The sequence below is a fragment of the Salinicoccus sesuvii genome, from assembly GCF_042648145.1.
GTDB classification, from domain to species: domain Bacteria; phylum Bacillota; class Bacilli; order Staphylococcales; family Salinicoccaceae; genus Salinicoccus; species Salinicoccus sesuvii.
This window is the reverse complement of the sequence record NZ_JBHRWV010000002.1, coordinates 300,322-317,540: the sequence shown is the minus strand read 5'-3', so window position 1 is coordinate 317,540 and position 17,219 is coordinate 300,322. Positions and strand designations below refer to the sequence as shown.

18 protein-coding genes and 1 riboswitch are annotated in these 17,219 nt (G+C 43.2%); of the genes, 6 read left to right on the top strand and 12 right to left on the bottom strand.

Features of this window, described 5'->3' with window-relative positions; translation table 11 throughout:
- The first annotated feature begins 1 nt into the window (after window position 1).
- A complete protein-coding gene (brnQ, locus tag ACFOJ8_RS04260) occupies window positions 2-1,315 on the top strand; it encodes a branched-chain amino acid transport system II carrier protein (RefSeq protein WP_380653741.1) in 1,314 nt (437 codons plus the stop codon).
- A gap of 26 nt (window positions 1,316-1,341) precedes the next feature.
- Here brnQ and ACFOJ8_RS04255 read toward each other — a convergent pair whose 3' ends face one another.
- The 3 genes from ACFOJ8_RS04255 to ACFOJ8_RS04245 are packed head-to-tail and all read right to left on the bottom strand — an operon-like array spanning window position 1,342 to window position 3,532.
- Window positions 1,342-2,526, bottom strand: coding sequence for a toxic anion resistance protein (locus ACFOJ8_RS04255; protein ID WP_380653739.1), 1,185 nt, complete (start codon window positions 2,524-2,526; stop codon window positions 1,342-1,344).
- A complete protein-coding gene (locus tag ACFOJ8_RS04250) occupies window positions 2,510-3,238 on the bottom strand; it encodes a 5-bromo-4-chloroindolyl phosphate hydrolysis family protein (RefSeq protein ID WP_380653737.1) in 729 nt (242 codons plus the stop codon). Before ACFOJ8_RS04250 ends, ACFOJ8_RS04255 begins: the two co-directional genes overlap by 17 nt.
- A gap of 24 nt (window positions 3,239-3,262) precedes the next feature.
- On the bottom strand, window positions 3,263-3,532 hold the full coding sequence (locus ACFOJ8_RS04245) for an acylphosphatase (protein ID WP_380653734.1): 270 nt from the start codon (window positions 3,530-3,532) through the stop codon (window positions 3,263-3,265).
- Between the two features lie 101 nt (window positions 3,533-3,633).
- On the opposite strand from ACFOJ8_RS04245, the gene ACFOJ8_RS04240 reads away from it, so the two are divergent.
- On the top strand, window positions 3,634-3,924 hold the full coding sequence (locus ACFOJ8_RS04240) for a DUF1033 family protein (RefSeq protein ID WP_380653732.1): 291 nt from the start codon (window positions 3,634-3,636) through the stop codon (window positions 3,922-3,924).
- 182 nt (window positions 3,925-4,106) lie between these two features.
- Complete coding sequence (gene cspA / locus ACFOJ8_RS04235; protein WP_017548994.1) at window positions 4,107-4,307, top strand: cold shock protein CspA; 201 nt, start codon at window positions 4,107-4,109, stop codon at window positions 4,305-4,307.
- A 103-nt stretch (window positions 4,308-4,410) separates the two neighbouring features.
- Here cspA and lysA read toward each other — a convergent pair whose 3' ends face one another.
- The 9 genes from lysA to ACFOJ8_RS04190 form a co-directional block, all read right to left on the bottom strand.
- Window positions 4,411-5,673 (bottom strand): diaminopimelate decarboxylase, encoded by a 1,263-nt coding sequence (gene lysA, locus ACFOJ8_RS04230; protein ID WP_380653731.1) that lies wholly within the window; start codon window positions 5,671-5,673, stop codon window positions 4,411-4,413.
- Complete coding sequence (locus tag ACFOJ8_RS04225) at window positions 5,651-6,724, bottom strand: alanine racemase (protein WP_380653728.1); 1,074 nt, start codon at window positions 6,722-6,724, stop codon at window positions 5,651-5,653. Before ACFOJ8_RS04225 ends, lysA begins: the two co-directional genes overlap by 23 nt.
- A gap of 31 nt (window positions 6,725-6,755) precedes the next feature.
- Window positions 6,756-7,892 (bottom strand): M20 metallopeptidase family protein, encoded by a 1,137-nt coding sequence (locus ACFOJ8_RS04220; protein ID WP_380653725.1) that lies wholly within the window; start codon window positions 7,890-7,892, stop codon window positions 6,756-6,758.
- A complete protein-coding gene (dapD, locus tag ACFOJ8_RS04215) occupies window positions 7,885-8,601 on the bottom strand; it encodes a 2,3,4,5-tetrahydropyridine-2,6-dicarboxylate N-acetyltransferase (RefSeq protein WP_380653723.1) in 717 nt (238 codons plus the stop codon). The genes ACFOJ8_RS04220 and dapD overlap by 8 nt, the downstream gene beginning before the upstream one ends.
- A gap of 4 nt (window positions 8,602-8,605) precedes the next feature.
- Window positions 8,606-9,334: a 4-hydroxy-tetrahydrodipicolinate reductase gene (dapB, locus tag ACFOJ8_RS04210; protein WP_380653720.1), complete on the bottom strand. Its 729-nt coding sequence runs from the start codon at window positions 9,332-9,334 to the stop codon at window positions 8,606-8,608.
- The gene (gene dapA / locus ACFOJ8_RS04205) at window positions 9,331-10,227 is read right to left on the bottom strand and encodes a 4-hydroxy-tetrahydrodipicolinate synthase (RefSeq protein ID WP_380653717.1); all 897 of its coding nucleotides are present in this window, start codon (window positions 10,225-10,227) and stop codon (window positions 9,331-9,333) included. Before dapA ends, dapB begins: the two co-directional genes overlap by 4 nt.
- Entirely contained in the window at window positions 10,220-11,215 is a 996-nt protein-coding gene (locus tag ACFOJ8_RS04200) for an aspartate-semialdehyde dehydrogenase (RefSeq protein ID WP_380653714.1), read from the bottom strand. The genes dapA and ACFOJ8_RS04200 overlap by 8 nt, the downstream gene beginning before the upstream one ends.
- An 18-nt stretch (window positions 11,216-11,233) precedes the next feature.
- A complete protein-coding gene (locus ACFOJ8_RS04195; protein ID WP_380653712.1) occupies window positions 11,234-12,436 on the bottom strand; it encodes an aspartate kinase in 1,203 nt (400 codons plus the stop codon).
- A 75-nt stretch (window positions 12,437-12,511) separates the two neighbouring features.
- Window positions 12,512-12,691, bottom strand: a riboswitch (Lysine riboswitch).
- 83 nt (window positions 12,692-12,774) lie between these two features.
- A complete protein-coding gene (locus ACFOJ8_RS04190; protein WP_380653709.1) occupies window positions 12,775-14,379 on the bottom strand; it encodes an ABC-F family ATP-binding cassette domain-containing protein in 1,605 nt (534 codons plus the stop codon).
- Between the two features lie 84 nt (window positions 14,380-14,463).
- On the opposite strand from ACFOJ8_RS04190, the gene ACFOJ8_RS04185 reads away from it, so the two are divergent.
- The 3 genes from ACFOJ8_RS04185 to ACFOJ8_RS04175 all read left to right on the top strand — a co-directional run bounded on the left by ACFOJ8_RS04185 (window position 14,464) and on the right by ACFOJ8_RS04175 (window position 17,205).
- The gene (locus ACFOJ8_RS04185; RefSeq protein WP_380653706.1) at window positions 14,464-15,192 is read left to right on the top strand and encodes an NAD-dependent protein deacylase; all 729 of its coding nucleotides are present in this window, start codon (window positions 14,464-14,466) and stop codon (window positions 15,190-15,192) included.
- An 11-nt stretch (window positions 15,193-15,203) separates the two neighbouring features.
- Window positions 15,204-16,073 (top strand): CvfB family protein, encoded by an 870-nt coding sequence (locus ACFOJ8_RS04180; protein ID WP_380653704.1) that lies wholly within the window; start codon window positions 15,204-15,206, stop codon window positions 16,071-16,073.
- Between the two features lie 100 nt (window positions 16,074-16,173).
- Entirely contained in the window at window positions 16,174-17,205 is a 1,032-nt protein-coding gene (locus ACFOJ8_RS04175; RefSeq protein WP_380653701.1) for a threonine aldolase family protein, read from the top strand.
- Window positions 17,206-17,219 lie beyond the last annotated feature (14 nt).

Below are 17,219 nucleotides of genomic sequence, written 5' to 3'. Positions count from 1 at the left end.
AATGAGTTTTAAAAATAATGTCATAGTCGGTTTTATGCTGTTCGCCATGTTCTTTGGTGCAGGGAACCTAATTTTTCCACCAGGACTCGGTTTTGAGAGCGGCCAGTATTTCTGGATGGCAATCATCGGTTTTGTTATTACGGGGGTAGGGCTGCCGCTGATTGGGGTCATCGCTGGATCAATATCAAAAGATGGCTTCAGAGAGTCACTTAAAGTGGTCCACCCAGCATTTGCCATCATTTTCATGGTTGTAATCTACCTTGCTATCGGTCCGTTCTTCGCAATACCAAGAACAGCAACGACAGCATACGAGATGGCGATGGTACCATTTATCAATGGTACTGGTTGGGTGAGTCTGCTTATATTTACAATCATTTTCTTCGGTATCGTATTTGCATTGAGCTACAATCCAAGCCGTATGGTTGATAATATCGGCCGCTTTCTTACACCAGTTCTGCTGATCACTATTATTGCTCTTATTATTAGAGCAATTATGATGTACATGGGCAATGATTCAGGTACTGCATCTGAAGGTTTTGAAGCGACTTCTCCATTTTCAATTGGATTTACTGAAGGTTACCTTACAATGGATGCGATCGCAGCCATTGCATTTTCAGTCATCGTATTGAATTCGATTAGAAGTCTCGGAATTACTAAAAGAAAAGATTTACTTATCGAAACAATTAAATCTGCATCTATTGCAGCAGTATTGCTGGCAGTCATTTATATTTCACTCGGGTGGATTGGCAACCATGTCAATCCTGGTGTTGCACAACCAGAAGGTCAGAACCTTGGAACATTTCTACTGACTTTTGTAGCCGATGATTCTTTCGGTCAATTCGGTACAGTACTACTTGGTGTCATTGTTGCAGTAGCCTGTCTCACAACAGCGACTGGCCTTGTTGTTGCCGTCAGCGAGTACTTCAACAGTATTCTTCCTAAAATATCTTACGAAACTTTTGTTATTGTATTTACGCTGATTTCGCTTGTTTTGGCGAACCAAGGGCTGACACAAGTTATTCAGACGAGTGTACCGGTTCTTTCGATTATCTATCCGATTGCGATGGCATCTGTTGCACTATTATTCCTGACATACTTCATCCCATCACCTCGACTAAGCTTCCAGATTCCAATATATTTGATTATTATTACAAGTATATTAGCAGTGGTTCATAGAAATGGCTGGGTCGATTTCGGTTGGATTGAGAGTATGCCTCTCTTCGCGAGTTCGTTCGAGTGGATTCCTGTAATGATCATTGGCTATATTGTAGGTTATCTGATAGGAATAAAGAATGATAAAGTGAAATATTCATAAAAAAGAAGCGCATATGCGCTTCTTTTTTAATATCTGTGCTCTTGTTTAATTTCGAGGAGCCTATTTTTGAGGTCTGATTCCATCTGTTCAAGTTCTCGTTCCGCCGCTTGTCGTTTCTGAGAACCTTCTTGCTGTATTCTTAGTGTTTCCTCAATGGTCGTAACAAGATTGTCCTGAGTTGTTTTCAGTGTTTCGATATCGACAATACCTCTTTCATTTTCTTGTGCAGTACGGATGGAATTCTGCTTTAGCATTTCTGAGTTTTTGGTTAGCAGATCATTTGTAGTATTTGTAACAGCCTGCTGCGCCTGGGAAGCTGATTCCTGACGCAGAAGGGTTAGGGCGATAGCCATCTGATTCTTCCATAGTGGTATGCTAGTCAATATAGAACTTTGGATTTTTTCAGCCAATGTTTGGTTTATATTCTGGATCATTCTGATCTGTGGCGCAGACTGCAGTGTAATCTGTCTTGAAAGTTTAAGATCATGAATTCGCTTTTCCAATCGATTGATATACTGCATCATATCATTGACTTCTTGCACGTGCATTTGATTGCTAGATTGTTCCGCTTTACTTCTTAGTTGCGGTACAGTCTCATTTTCAAGTTCCTGCTTTTTCATTTCAGCAGCAGCAATATAGATGTTTATCGCGTCGAAATAGTCTTTATTCTGATCATAGAGTTTATCAAGCAAATGAACGTCCTTGACCAAGACTTCCTTGGCGTGTTCAAGCTGTATGCTGATACGATCAACTTGCGAAGCGACGCTCTGATGTTTCGAAATTAGTTCATTCACTGATTTCTTGACCCTTCTGAAAAGTCGATTAAATATATTCTTCTTTTCTTTTGAAAGTTCATCTGGGTCTATTTCCTTGAGTTTCTTCATTAGATTTTCCAGTGTATCTCCTATAGGGCCTACATCTTTGGACTGGACCTCGTTCAACATCTGGTGTGAGAATTTTGAAAGTGCCTGCTGTGCATTCGCACCATATTGAATCAAAGCATCGTTATTCAGTGGTTCTATTTTGTTCTTGATCTCTGTAATTCTTTTCAGATCTTCTTCATTGAAGCGCTCCTGATAGGTGGTAAGCGCATCTTGCTGACCACTTTCATCTATTGCCGGTTCTGGTTGAGGAATCAACTCATTCTCCTCGTCTACTGAAGAAAATGGATCTGACAGGAGCTGTTCTTTCAATTTATTTTCCTCTTTCATTATCTTCACCTCTGTTTTGGTATACAGGCTCTTTTTCTTTTTTCTTAAGCTTCACTTTTTGTCTATCGAGCGTATTATCGAGTTTCATGGTGGACGTGTTACGTTTTCTGTTCAGCTTAATGAAGTCCTTTTCAACTTCTAGCGCTTGATAACTGTTATGATTCATTGATGTCAAATTGCTTTGTATCGTCCGCTTTAGTTCCAGCAGTGAAATTCTCGTCTCGTGAAGTTTCACCTTTTCCTCCTTAGTTTTACCAGGCATTTTATATAGGAAAAGATACTGTTCAATTGTGTTTACCGCGGAATCAAGATTCGAATGAAAAAACTGCTGGATATTGAAAAACTGTTTTGGATCATTTTCGACTGTCTGATATACAGTCCGCGCGAGCCGGTTGATATCATAAATCAGCCGGGCATCCTTTAATGTTCTCACATTTTTATAACTCTGTCTGAGCCTCTTCATCTTTTCTCTTGCTTCAGTCAACTGCCCTCTGACATAGCGATAGTCACTTTTAGTGATGCCCATCTTCTCTAGTTGGGAATTCAAACTGATTGATTGAGTTGGGAAGTAGGCCGCAAAAAAACCGCCTGCTGCAATCATCATATCGAATACCAGATGAATATCAAAGGCGATCATCGAGAACAGTCCAGCTACAACAGCAACGGGAATGGAAATTAACGATGCAAACCAGTGTGATATATTATTCTTCATCTCTAAATTACACCTTCAGTCAGTCTATTTAGTAACAAATCTGCCATTATTGTCTTCAAGCGGGATATTTTTAACAGAATAGTCATCAACTCGTGAAGCAGGGGAGATGCCCTGAATTATTTCTTGCACAAATTGATCGAGATCTGACGTTTCTCCAGTCGCCAGTATTTCCACATGCTCCTGAACGTTTGCTGCATATCCTGTAATATTCATTCTATCCGCAGCCATTTTAGCTGAATATCTAAAACCGACACCTTGAACATGGCCGAAAACGTTTATCATTCTAGATTCCATCTGCAACACCTCTTATACATATTATAGGATTTTTAACTTGATAATGCGAATTATACGCGTATATAATACTTATATTATCAAACGGGAATGGAGTTTTTAAAATGCTTAGTATTGTCATACTCAAAGCGGATTATGAAGGCTGGTGGCTCTTTGAGGGTTGGCAGGATAATATCATCAGACAGTTCAACTATGATACAGAAGAGGAGATGCGCGAAGCATATACTGAACTGAAGCAGGATATGAAGCAGAAATTTCATTCTTACAAAGAAGGGAAATACGACCTAACAGCATTCTTCAATGGCTGTGAACTCGAATACTGCGACGACTGTGATGAAGCACTGCAGATCTACTATACACCCATAATGATTAAAGACGGTCAAATATTTGTATAATATTATTAGAATATTCACGAAAAAATTACAAAGCTTACAAAGAATCGTTTGCAAATGCTTCCGTTTTGCATTATAATTGATGTATCAATAAGTATTCTCTATTTAAGAAATTGTATGTACCATGCACTTCTTATCTACGTAGTTTATGCATATTGAATTATCGTCTTTGGAGGATTTAATTAATGAAACAAGGTACAGTAAAATGGTTCAATGCAGAAAAAGGTTTTGGCTTTATCGAAATCGAGGGTGAAAACGACGTATTCGTACACTTCTCCGCGATCAATCAAGAAGGTTACAAATCTCTTGAAGAAGGTCAATCAGTAGAATTCGAAGTAGTTGAAGGCGACCGCGGCCCACAAGCTGCTAACGTTGTTAAACTATAATATAAATCTATTTATAGGTTAAATTGATTTGTATCATAAAAAACCTGGGTTTAGGCCCAGGTTTTTTATTGCCAATATATAGAGCGCCCTAGGGCGCTCTTTTTTATATGATGTCGTTTTCTATTAACTGAGCAAGACTCTGCCTTCTGATTACTTCTCGGACGCCTGACTCATCTACAAAGACGACAGCTGGCTTTCTCATCTGATTGTAGTTCGACGCCATGGAGTAGTGATAAGCTCCTGTTGTTTTTACCGCGACAAGATCACCACGACTTATACCTTCCGGGAGAGAAGTGTTTTTACGTATAATATCCCCAGATTCACACAGCTTGCCAACCACATGGGCGTCCATCAATGGGCTTTTGTTTTCTTTAACGGGTATTACTTCGTATTCCGCTCCGTAAAGTGGAGTGCGGATGTGGTCACTCATGCCACCATCGACTGATACATAACGAGAAACCCCAGGAATCTCTTTGACAACCCCGACTTCGTATAATGTAGTGCCTGCTTCGGCAACAATAGAACGCCCGGGTTCTATCATGATATGGGGGAGGGGGATATCATATTCTTCCGAGAGGGACTTCAACTTGCTTATAATGTTAGCAAATCCTTTTTCTATCGGATACCGTGTGTCCGCCTCTGTATATTGGACACCAAAACCACCACCCATATTCAGAATTTCGATAGCGATGCCGGATTTCGAAAGCCATTCAAACACCAGCTCAAGTGCCTTTAGGAACGGCCCCTCTTCATCTATCTGTGATCCCAGATGATAATGGACCCCTTTAAAGTTCACATTTCTACTTTTCTCCATCATCTTAATTGCTTCAAACGCTGTACCATTATGAATGGAAAGTCCAAATTTGCTATCTTCTTGACCGGTCTGGATGTAAGAATGAGTGTTGACATCGACGCCTGGATTGATTCTGAGGAGAACGTCTATGGACTGGTCTGCCAACTGGTCAAGCAGAGCCACCTCATCCATGGCATCAACGACAAAAAGTCCGATCCCCACTTCTAGCGCGTACTGGATTTCCTCTGCTGTCTTGTTGTTGCCATGAAAATGTATATGGGAAGCTGGAAAACCTGCCTGAATCGCTGTATATAGTTCCCCTGAAGATACAACATCAAGCTTCATGTTTTCCTCCTCAAGGAGTTTGACCATCTGTATCGAGGTGAATGCTTTCGATGCATAGGAGATGGAGTAGTCGAGTGATTCCTGCTCGAATACACTATGGTATTTTCTGCACTGGTTGCGTATGGCATCTTCATCATATACAAACAGCGGAGTGCCGTATTGCTTTGAAAGACCTTCAAGTGCATGGCCATTCAAATGGAGTTCATTATTGATATACGCGAGCGTCATTAATAATCACCTTTTTCAAAGAGTTGTAATTCAGGGCGCCTAGCTGTTCAGAATTTGCACCGACACCGAGATTTGTAAATTCATCGATTCTTAGATCACTACCGTACAGAATGACTTCATCTTCCAAGCTTACTTCTTCATCCACTTCCACAATCATATGGCTCATCATCAGTGCTTTGATCGGATAACACTTGCCATTAATCATACAGTGGAATTCAGCTCTTTTTCTTAATATGCCATCGCCATAACCAATATCTACTACCGCAACCGATGCGTCTTTCCCGGGCTGATAGCTACCACCATAACCGCATTTTTGGCTCGCACGCAAATGCCTCAGCTGAACGATTGGTGCTTTAAGTGTCATACTCTGCTCATAGTCAGAAACTGGCAAGGTAGCGTAAGGCCTAGAACCGTACAATGCGATACCGAGTCGTAGATGCGTGTGATCATCGAAAAGACCGTCACGCGCAAAGCTTGCGCTATTCTGAGCGTGAATATACTTGAACGTGTGTCCTGTTTTCTTAATGGACGAAAGGGTGTCAAGCCACATTTTCCTTTCCACTTCGTATTCCTGCATATCAAGCTCATCGGCGTAGCCGAAGTGTGTCCAAATACCTGCAATGTCCATCTGCACGTGTGTAGGCAGGACATCCATATCGTTTATGATTTCCACCAAATCTGATACGTTATCGAACCCCGACCGGTTGAATAGTCCTGCAAATTCAAGATGGACACTTAAACCAGCGAGTTCATCTTTGTACTTGTAGTAGTATTCAAGAGAGGGCAGGGTAATATGGAAGTCATTGGCCCTGACGGACTCGAAATCATACGTCGGGTTCATAAGGAAAATCATTGCGTCTGGTGCTATCTGTCTAATAGTTAGCGCCTCATCCATAGACGTAGTAGCAAATGAATGGATGCCGGCCTCAAGAAAAGCACTGACGGAAAATTCCAAGCCATAGTTGTAAGCATTGTTTTTCACAACAGCAATGACATTCTTGCCACCTGACGACATTTTTGCTGTCCTTACAAATTGTGCTCTATCTATCATGAGTGTACCGCCCATTCTATTCACTTCCCTTTTATATTTCGTTCATTAGAGCTTCAAAGTAATCTGCTACATCTATCAAAATATTCTCATCGAGATCAAACGTTGAGGTATGAAGGCTACTTGTAAACCCCTTCTTTTCATTACGACTTCCAAAGAAGACGAAATAGGAAGGGGCGAGCCGACTATAGAAACTGAAATCTTCACCGAAAAGATAGGGCTTGTCATTTTCCACAACATCGAGTTTTAAATTGGAAAGCGCTGCTTCGACAGGTTGCCTTAGTATTTTTGCGTTCATAACCGGTGGGTAACCTTCATTGAATGTCACTTCGATTGTTGAACCGAAAAGTTCACCGGCCGTTCTTGCCAGAGTCTGCATTCTCGATTTTATAACGGCAAGATCATCGACTTCATATGTTCTGATTGTTCCTTCGAGATATCCCTGGCTCGCTACTGTATTAATAGCCTCACCCGCATTAAGATTTCCAATATGAATGATGTTGCGGTTTAGACCGTTCAGGTGGAAGTGTTGCATCTGTGTCAACTGAAGAGCGATGTGCAGTAGCGTTTCTATCGAAGAAATTCCTTCATGTTTTGCTGCAACGTGTGCAGACTGTCCATTGATGTAGAAACGAAATTCAGTAGCGCTTGCCGTAATCTCATCATCTCGCAGGGTTACTTTACCTTCATCTTCATTCGGCATCATATGAACACCGAAGACCGCTTCGATAGCCATTCCAGGTTGCCAAGCATCTATCAACTGATTTGCACCTGCTGCGGTTTCTTCAGAAGGCTGGAATATGAAGATAACGTTGTGTGTTAGTCGCCCTTGATCAGCAAGTACTTTACATCGTTTTGCGAAGAGCATGAGAGCTGCTGTATGTCCATCATGACCACATGCATGCATGGCACCTTGAACAGTGCTCCGATATGGCGTGTCACTGTCCTCGTGGATTGACAATGCATCTATGTCCGCCCTATAGGCAAGGGTCCTATCCGAGTTACCTTCCAGATAGGCAACGGCCCCTGTTTTAAGAGGCCGTTCATAGTCAATTCCCATCTTTTCCAGAAACTCAATGATGTGATCCGTTGTTTTGAATTCCTGCATACTTATTTCAGGATACTGGTGGAGGACCCGTCTATGATGCGTGACGAATTCAAGATCAGTCATTCAGCTTCCTCAATGCAGCAACAATTTCCTTCTTGGAGCTTTCGACGTCCTGTGCCTGCTTGATGACTCTAGCTGGTGTACCTGCAACGACAGCACCTGCTGGTACATCTTCTGTAACGACTGCACCAGCAGCAACGATAGCACCTTGTCCAACTCTGACACCTTCTAGAATGACAGCATTAGCACCAATCAGTACGTCATCTTCGATGACGACAGGGGAGGCACTTGGGGGCTCTATGACACCTGCAAGTACAGAGCCTGCACCAACATGGACATTTTTACCTGTAACAGCACGGCCTCCGAGAGAGGCATTCATATCAATCATGGTACCTTCACCGACAACTGCGCCAATATTAATCGTCGCTCCCATCATGATGACCGCACCATCTTCAATGACTGCATTTTCACGAATAAACGCTCCTGGCTCGATACGCGCATTGGTTTCCGACAGATTTTTCAAAGGAATGGCGGAGTTCCTTCTATCCATTTCTATTTCAATATCTGTAATAAGTTCTGTATTCTCTGCTTCAAAGGCTTTCCAATCAGCAAGGTCGGCAAATACAGTCTTAGAATGCTCACTGCCGAACACTTTCAGTGTATCCGGAAAGTCGACGTTTTCAAAGTTGCCGTTGATGTACACCTTTACAGGTGTCACCTTGTGTGCATCGCTGATGTATTGAATGATTTCTTCTGCTGTAAAATTTTCCATGATCTTATCTCTCCTCGAATAGATTGTTGTAGTCGTAAAATCCGTCTGGTCTGTCGACCAGGGCGGTTGCTGCTTTTAGCGCACCATTGGCGAAAATCTCTTTGGATTGGGCTTGATGTCTGATTTCAATGACTTCGTCATCCTTGGCGAATATAACATCGTGCGTGCCGACGATGGATCCGCCTCTGATGGCACTTACACCAATTTCCTCTTTCTTACGTTTGTCGTTCATACTGGACCGGTCATATACCGGATAGCTGCCTTCGCGATGATCCAGCGCAGTATCCAATAGTTTTACAAGAGTACCACTTGGTGCGTCTACTTTCCTGTTATGATGACGCTCGACCATTTCAAGATCAAAGTCATCAAGCATGGTGAGTGCTTTTTTGAGAAGTGTGTTCATAACATGGACACCATAGCTCATGTTGGCACTGAAGAAAACAGGGAGTGACTCGCTTTTTTCTTTTAATACGGCAACCAATTCTTCCTTCCTACCTGTTGTAGCAATGACGAGTGGTGTATTCACTTGATCTTCAAGCAGAGGCAACAACAGATCGGGGTGTGAAAAGTCGATTGCGACATCTGCACCAGCTGCATCAATTGAATCAAAAGCAGGGTAGGGGGCATCACTTTCGCCACTTGCAATAATACCTGCGATTTCATGTCCTGCTTCTTCAGCCAGTCTTGCTGTGATTTTATTCATTGTGCCGTAGCCGATGAGCAGTATTTTCATACGAGGGAACCCTCCTTAAAGTCTTTCAGTGTGTCGACCACTTTTTTGTGCATCTCAGATTCAAGAGGAACAAGAGGTAACCTCAGTTCATAATTGCCAAAGCCAAGTGCACTGGTCATTGCTTTTACGGGTATCGGATTAACATCTACCTGCACTGCTTCGATCATCGGCATGAGCTTATCGAACTGCTCGTGGGACGCAGGATCGTTTTGCTGGATGCTTTCATAAACTTCCTGCAATTCACCGGGGATGATGTTGCCGACTACTGAGATTAGCCCTTTACCACCCATTTTGCAGAACTCATGCATATTATCATCATTGCCACTATATAGGATGAAATCCTGATCTCTTGTCAGTTCGAGTATAGTTTTTGTATATTCTAGGTCACCTACAGCATCCTTTAAACCGACAATATTTTGGTGACTGCTTAGTTTTTCAACTGTTTCAGGCTCTATTGTCATCCCCGTTCTCCCAGGAACATTATAAAGGATGACAGGTAGGTCGGTACTTTCCGCCGCCTTCACAAAATGCTCGTAAAGACCGCGCTGGCTGCTTTTATTGTAGTAGGGAGTAATGAGCATTAGTGCGTCTGCACCGACTTCAGCAGCATACTTTGAATGCTCGATTGTCGTTCTTGTCGAATTTGTACCCGTGCCTGCAATGACAGGTACACGACCGGAAACTGTCTCCACTGCGGTTTTTAGGAGAACACGCATCTCCTCGCCATCAAGTGTCGGAGATTCTCCCGTAGTGCCATTGATAATCAGTGCCTGTGCATTGTTTTCGATCAGGTATTCAATATGCCTTCTGAATGCTGCATGATCCACTGTGTCATCTGCGAACGGGGTCGTCATTGCTACGCCGATACCTTCAAAAATAATTGTATCATTCATTATGAACCCTCTCCGTTTCCATCATCATTTTTAAGATCTGTACTGTGTTCTGCGCAGCGCCTTTCAAGAGATTATCTGCTGTACACCATATATGAAATGTATTCTCCAATGAATCATCTTTTCTTATGCGTCCAACTGAAACTTCCGGCTTGCCGGTACTGTCAAGTGGCGTCGGGTAGACATTATTAGCAGGGTCATCCACCAATTTGATGTGGGAAATATTCTTGAAGGCTTCTCTGACCGCTTCTACTGAAGCATCCTGATCGAGAGTGACGTTGATATGCACGCTGTGACTGTTCGATACCGGAACCCTGACACAAGTCGCTGTTACACGAAGGTCCGGCTGATCAAGGATCTTTTTCGTTTCGTCCATCATCTTTATTTCTTCTTTTGTGTAGCCATCTTCCATAAAGACATCGATGTGGGGGAGGACGTTATCGTGAATCGGATGCGGATAGGTCGTCGGTGCCTCTCCTTTCGCGCCGGCCTCAAGGTCTCTTAAACCACCAGCACCAGAACCGGATACCGCTTGATAGGTAGTATAGTGTACGCGCTTCAGTCCAAACCGTTCCTTGAGTGGTTGGAGTGCGACGACCGACTGTATAGTCGAACAGTTAGGATTGGCTATGATACCGCGATCAAGTTTGGGCGTATTGATTTCTGGTACGATAAGGTCTATATCTTCATGCATCCGCCACTGACTAGAATTATCTATAACGATGGCACCGTTCTCTTCAAAGATTGGTGCGAACTGTTTGCTAGTACTTCCTCCAGCACTCATGACAACATAGTCGAAAGCTTCCTGCGCAGATTCTTCATTCAGTTCCGTAACAGTAAGGGTTTGCCCCATGACCTCAATCTTTTTACCTGCTGAACGTGGAGAAGAGAAGAGCACCAGCTCATCCGCTTCTATTTCATATTGCTCGAACATTTCGATCATCTTGCTGCCGACCACACCCGTTGCTCCAACTATTGCTACTTTGACCATATTGATCTCCTCCTGGTTTTATAGTTCGAAGGCTGTCGCCAGTACTTCGATTGCTTGTTTGTCATCTTTGCTGTCTACGACATAGGAAATGCTGATTTCAGAAGTCGTTGTCTGATAAAACTTAATTCCTGCACCTTCAAGAGCCATAAATGCTTTCGAAGCAACCCCGGTCATATCCCGCATTCCTGAACCGATAATAGATACTTTTGATCGGGTAGTTCTTGCGTCGAGCATCATTTCAGGATGCATGCGACCGACGGTTTCGAAGATGTCATCGAGACGGTACGAATCGTTGCCTTTCACTGTAAAGGACAGCTGAAATCCCTCACTATTAACGACCTGCGAAATCATGTCGATGTTGATGTCATGTGTCTCAAACCGCTTGAAAAGATCAAAGATGAGAGTCGACTCCTTCTTTGGTTCATAGAGGGTAACATGGATGATATCACTATCAAGTGCTGCCCCCGTAACGGCTTTTCTCTCAAGTATTTGCGTGTCCTGCATAATCCATGTTCCTCTCTCTTCAGATAATGTGCGCCCAAGATATATCGGGATAGAATGATTTTTTGCGATTTCTATACATCTTGTTTCAAGAACGCCGGCGCCGAGTGCACTCATCTCCATCATTTCATCGTATGTGATCTCATGGATTCTTGAGGCAGTGCTATAGACTCTTGGATCGATAGTGTAAACCCCGTCCACATCCGTATATATCTCGCACGGCATACTGCAACGTGCTGCAATGGCTACCGCCGTCGTATCGGATCCGCCGCGGCCAAGTGTCGTAATCTCAAAATCATCATTGATACCTTGAAAACCTGCAATAACGATGACGTCATAATCTTCAAGCGTAACTTTCAACCGTTCTTCATCGATATCTGCGATCTTACTTTTCATATGACCACCGAACGTTTTTATTCCTGCTTGATATCCTGTCATGGCTTTCGTACGGACACCAAGGTCCTCAAGTACAATCGAAAGGTAGGAAATCGTCTGCTGCTCACCGGTAGTGAGTAGCAGTGCCACATGATCCTCCTTTGGAGCAGAGGATAGCTGACCCGCGTTCTGGAGCAGCTCATCCGTTGTACCTCCCATCGCACTGACAACAACAATCAATTTCTCACCTTGTGAGACTCTCGAATGCAGTTCCCCCGCGATACTTCTTATCTTGTCAAAATTACCTACAGATGTGCCACCAAACTTCAATACACTTGTTTCCATACGACCTCCTGTTAGGGAAGTACTCACTTAAACTAAAAAAAACAAGCCCGGAATGCCGGACTTGTTATATCTATACACAAGTGATGCACTCCATTATTTTGTGAAAATAATGACAGATCTGTAGCTCTTAACCTTCAGATCCAATAACGGGCCGCTGCAACGGCCAGTCATTTCGGCATCTCACCCTTTTACACACTTAAAGCTCGCAGGCTTTGATAAGTGGTTACTATTGATTGATGCGCCTCATCCAACTGATTATTAAATTTTATAATCGTAATTATACATACATCACTCGTGCATGTAAACTACTTTTTTAAAAACATGAAATTGCCTCACAATTATGACTTAATGAGCCCTTTATCCTTCAAGTACTCTTCGTACGTTGATTCTTTTACAATAGCACCGGTTTTTTCTAGTTCCAATACCTTGTTTGCGATGGTATTGATAAACTCGAAGTCATGGGAAGCAAAGATAATGGATCCCTTGAATTTCTTCAGTCCTTCGTTGACAGAAGTGATGCTCTCGAGATCCAAGTGGTTTGTCGGCTCATCCAAGATGAGCACATTTGATTTCGACAACATCATTTTCGATAGCATCGCTCTTACCTTCTCACCACCGGATAGAACATTTGCTTTCTTTTTAGCTTCCTCGCCACTGAAAAGCATGCGGCCGAGAAATCCTCTAAGGAAAGTCTCTGTCTGTTCTTCAGGAGGGGCGTACTGGCGCAACCAGTCGACTAGGTCTGTATTCACACCCTCGAAGAATTCGGAATTGTCCTTCGGGAGATAAGTGTGACTTGTCGTTACGCCCCATTTGACTTCTCCTTCATCTGGTGTAATCTCTCCGGCAAGAATACGCAGAAGGGTAGTACGCGCGATTTCGGAGTAGCTGATCAGTACTGTTTTATCGTATGGATCCAGCGTGAAATTCACGTTATCCAGGACCTTTTGACCATCAACCGTATGGGAGAGATTTTTGACTTGTAGTAGATCATTACCAATCTCACGCTCAGGTGTGAAGTGAACAAATGGATATTTCCTTGATGATGGTTTGATATCGTCAAGTTCTATCTTTTCAAGGGTTTTCTTACGGCTGGTCGCCTGTTTCGATTTCGATGCATTCGCACTAAAACGTGCGACGAAATCTTTCAGTTCCTTGATTTTCTCTTCCTTCTTCTTATTCTGTTCCTGCGCCATCTGCTGGGCAAGTTGGCTGGACTGGTACCAGAAGTCGTAGTTGCCGACGTAGACCTGGATCTTGCTAAAGTCAAGGTCTGCAATGTGGGTACATACGTTATTCAAGAAGTGACGGTCGTGAGAGACGACAATGACGGTATTGTTGAAATTCATCAAAAATTCCTCAAGCCACTGGATTGCTTCGATATCGAGACCATTGGTTGGCTCGTCAAGTAGCAGTACGTCCGGATCGCCGAAAAGACTTTGTGCTAAGAGGACTTTCACTTTTTGATTGTTCTCAAGTTCTGACATGTTTTTGTCAATCAGATCCGCACCGATGCCAAGACCATGGAGGAGGCTCTCTGCGTCTGCTTCAGCTGTCCAGCCTCCCATTTCTCCATATTCACCTTCAAGTTCGGCCGCACGCATGCCATCTTCATCTGAAAAATCTGGTTTCATATATATGGCGTTCTTTTCGTTCATGATATCCCATAGCTTAGCATGTCCCATCATGACGACATCGAGAACGCGATGTTCTTCATATCCGAACTGATTCTGTTTCAGTACGGCCAGTCTTTCATCATTCCCCATGCTCACATGACCTGTCTGTGCTTCCAGTTCTCCTGAAAGTATTTTAAGAAACGTCGATTTGCCGGCACCATTTGCGCCAATAAGACCGTAGCAGTTTCCGGGTGTGAACTTTATATTTACATCTTCAAACAGTTTTCGGTCACCAAACCTCAGACTGATATCTGTAACCTGTAGCATAGGCACTCTCCTTTAGTATATTCTTAAGCGATGATACCACATTTGTGGTACCATTGAAATATAATTCTAGGAGGTCAATGACCGATGGAACAAGAAACAGGCCGATTTTCAGACATAATCAGAAACAGCCAGCGCAGTGTATTTTTCACGGGAGCAGGCGTCTCTGTAGAAAGTGGCATTCCCGACTTTAGAAGCATGGGCGGATTGTTTGATGAGATTAGCCAGGGAGGGCACTCTCCCGAATACTTGCTAAGCCGGTCACATCTTGAAGATGCCCCTGAGAGTTTTATCCGCTTTTATAGAAAACGATTGATGTATTTGGATAAACTCCCCAATATCGCTCATGATTTCATTGCAAATGAAGAACAAAAAGGGCGTTCTCTTGGTGTCATTACCCAGAATATAGATGGCCTTCATGCGGGGGCGGGCAGTCGCAATGTTGATGAACTGCATGGAACAATTAACCGCTTCTACTGCGTTAATTGTAATGTCAAGTATAATAAAAACACAGTCGTCGAGCAGGATTTGACCGTCTGTGGATGCGGCGGCATATTGAGACCGGACATTGTACTCTATGAAGAAATGCTGGACGAGTCGGTGATCCAGTCTGCGATCGACAAGTTAGTACAGGCGGACACACTTGTGGTCATGGGGACTTCACTTGTCGTCAACCCGGCAGCATTTCTTATCAATTATTTCAACGGCACCCACTTCGTTATCATTAATAAAGACAGCACACCATTCGATCGTGCAGCTGACCTGGTCATTAATCGGAATATGACCGAAGTCATCGAGCACATCTACAATAGTTAAGGAGATAATATATGGAACCCATATCAGGAACAGTACAATTTTTGAAAGTCATCAAAAAGGAAGGTTCGACCTACCATCTGAAAACAGAAGATGCACAATATATTAGAATGAACGCTTCGACATCAGATGAAGAATTTGAAATCGGCGATCAGGTCAGTGCTTTCATTTATCCGAACAGAAGTGGCGAACTATTTGCCGCACCCATTGTACCGACAGCATCAGTCGGTCAGTACGGTTATGCGACTGTTACAGAAGTCAACAGGGATGGTGCCTATGTGAATGTTGGTGCACCAAGGGACATTCTCGTGCCATGGATTGATCTTCCTAAAGTCAAGGACGTCTGGCCGACAGAAGGGGATCAGCTGTATCTTGTACTGCGTGCAGAGCATGATAATCAACTGTACGGTAGGTTACTAAGCGAAAATGATGCAGCAGAACGTTTTACGCCAATGGATGCATCGAAATTTGCAGAGATGAAGAACAAATGGCTCGAAGGCCGACCATACCGTCTGCTCAGGATTGGCACATTCCTACTGACTGAAGATGGCCATAAAGTATTTGTGCATGAAAGTGAAAGGGAGTCAGAGCCCCGTCTTGGTGAATTGAAGAAATTCAGAGTAATCGGTATCAATGAAAAAGGGGAAATCAATGGCTCTTTCATCCAGCAGGCGTACAAAAAAATGGATGCAGATAGCGAGAAACTAATGGATTATATTACGAAGAATGGTGGCAGCATGCCACTGACTGATAAAAGTACACCTGAAGATATAAAAGAAGCATTCAACATGTCTAAAGGATCTTTCAAACGTGCGCTCGGTCGATTGATGAAAGAAGGCAAAGTGGAGCAAACAGATAAAGAAACAATCGCAAAGAACCAATAGATATCTAAAGGCCCTCGAGTGTGAGAGGGCCTTTTATATTGAGTAGCGTCAGGCAATTAGGTATGCTTGGAGTATATTTAAACGTGAAAAGAGGGGTTGGATGATTAGATTTGATAGTGATTACATAGAAGGGGCACATGAGTCCATTCTGGAGCGTCTTTATGAAACCAATAACGAACAATTACCGGGTTACGGGATGGATTACCATACAGATACAGCCAGAAGATATATACGTGAACTCTGCGGCGCAGATGTTGATGTACATTTTATGACTGGAGGAACTCAGGCAAATATGACCATCATTGCCTCAATGCTCAGACCCCATCAGGGTGTAATTGCACCGGACAGTGGACATATCGCTGGTCATGAGACAGGAGCGATCGAATCGATAGGACATAAAGTTTTGGAATTGGAGAATAGCCACGGCAAAATAGCTGCCGAACAGGTTAAGATTGCGGTAGAGGCGCATTGGAATGATCCTACCCACGAGCACATGCCACAACCGAAAATGGTCTATATTTCCCAACCAACAGAAGCCGGCACCCTGTATTCTAATGACGAGCTGACACGTCTTAGGGATGTCTGTACTCATAACAACCTATATCTTATGATTGACGGCGCCAGAATTGGGTACGCGCTTGCATCGGAAAGCAATGATGTAAGCATTGAGGATATAGCTCGTTTGTGCGATGTTTTCTATATTGGTGGTACAAAGGTCGGCGCACTTTTTGGCGAGGCCGTTGTCATCACCAATGAAGTGATAAAATCGGACTTCCGCTATATCATGAAACAAAAAGGCGGGATGCTGGCTAAAGGCAGACTTCTTGGCATTCAGTTCGAGGTACTTTTCGAAGATGGGTTGTATTTTAAGATATCTAAGCACGCAATAGAAATGGCCAAGCGTCTGGCACAAGCTTTTGAGGAGAAGCAGATAGAGATGTATGCACCGGCCACTACAAACCAGATCTTTCCCATACTTACTGATGCTCAGATCGATACATTGAAGACTGAGTACGCATTCCATGTCTGGGAAGAGGTGGGTGCTTCAAGAAAGGCCATCCGTCTCTGTACAAGCTGGTCAACCAACCATGGGGACGTCGATGCCTTGATAAAGGACATCAGAAAGCTATAGAGAATTTCATTAAG

Bases quoted from the DNA above. Each gene is read 5' to 3' on its own strand.
- brnQ (WP_380653741.1), top strand. From the start codon at position 2: ATGAGTTTTAAAAATAATGTCATAGTCGGTTTTATGCTGTTCGCCATG.
- lysA (WP_380653731.1), bottom strand. From the start codon at position 5,673: ATGACGCTCGCGTATATCAATAATGAACTCCATTTGAATGGCCATGCA.
- ACFOJ8_RS04225 (WP_380653728.1), bottom strand. From the start codon at position 6,724: ATGATAGATAGAGCACAATTTGTAAGGACAGCAAAAATGTCGTCAGGT.
- dapA (WP_380653717.1), bottom strand. From the start codon at position 10,227: ATGAATGATACAATTATTTTTGAAGGTATCGGCGTAGCAATGACGACC.
- ACFOJ8_RS04175 (WP_380653701.1), top strand. From the start codon at position 16,174: ATGATTAGATTTGATAGTGATTACATAGAAGGGGCACATGAGTCCATT.
- ACFOJ8_RS04240 (WP_380653732.1), top strand. From the start codon at position 3,634: ATGCTTAGTATTGTCATACTCAAAGCGGATTATGAAGGCTGGTGGCTC.
- ACFOJ8_RS04200 (WP_380653714.1), bottom strand. From the start codon at position 11,215: ATGGTCAAAGTAGCAATAGTTGGAGCAACGGGTGTGGTCGGCAGCAAG.
- cspA (WP_017548994.1), top strand. From the start codon at position 4,107: ATGAAACAAGGTACAGTAAAATGGTTCAATGCAGAAAAAGGTTTTGGC.
- ACFOJ8_RS04185 (WP_380653706.1), top strand. From the start codon at position 14,464: ATGGAACAAGAAACAGGCCGATTTTCAGACATAATCAGAAACAGCCAG.
- ACFOJ8_RS04250 (WP_380653737.1), bottom strand. From the start codon at position 3,238: ATGAAGAATAATATATCACACTGGTTTGCATCGTTAATTTCCATTCCC.
- ACFOJ8_RS04245 (WP_380653734.1), bottom strand. From the start codon at position 3,532: ATGGAATCTAGAATGATAAACGTTTTCGGCCATGTTCAAGGTGTCGGT.
- ACFOJ8_RS04180 (WP_380653704.1), top strand. From the start codon at position 15,204: ATGGAACCCATATCAGGAACAGTACAATTTTTGAAAGTCATCAAAAAG.
- ACFOJ8_RS04190 (WP_380653709.1), bottom strand. From the start codon at position 14,379: ATGCTACAGGTTACAGATATCAGTCTGAGGTTTGGTGACCGAAAACTG.
- ACFOJ8_RS04255 (WP_380653739.1), bottom strand. From the start codon at position 2,526: ATGAAAGAGGAAAATAAATTGAAAGAACAGCTCCTGTCAGATCCATTT.
- ACFOJ8_RS04195 (WP_380653712.1), bottom strand. From the start codon at position 12,436: ATGGAAACAAGTGTATTGAAGTTTGGTGGCACATCTGTAGGTAATTTT.
- dapB (WP_380653720.1), bottom strand. From the start codon at position 9,334: ATGAAAATACTGCTCATCGGCTACGGCACAATGAATAAAATCACAGCA.
- dapD (WP_380653723.1), bottom strand. From the start codon at position 8,601: ATGGAAAATTTTACAGCAGAAGAAATCATTCAATACATCAGCGATGCA.
- ACFOJ8_RS04220 (WP_380653725.1), bottom strand. From the start codon at position 7,892: ATGACTGATCTTGAATTCGTCACGCATCATAGACGGGTCCTCCACCAG.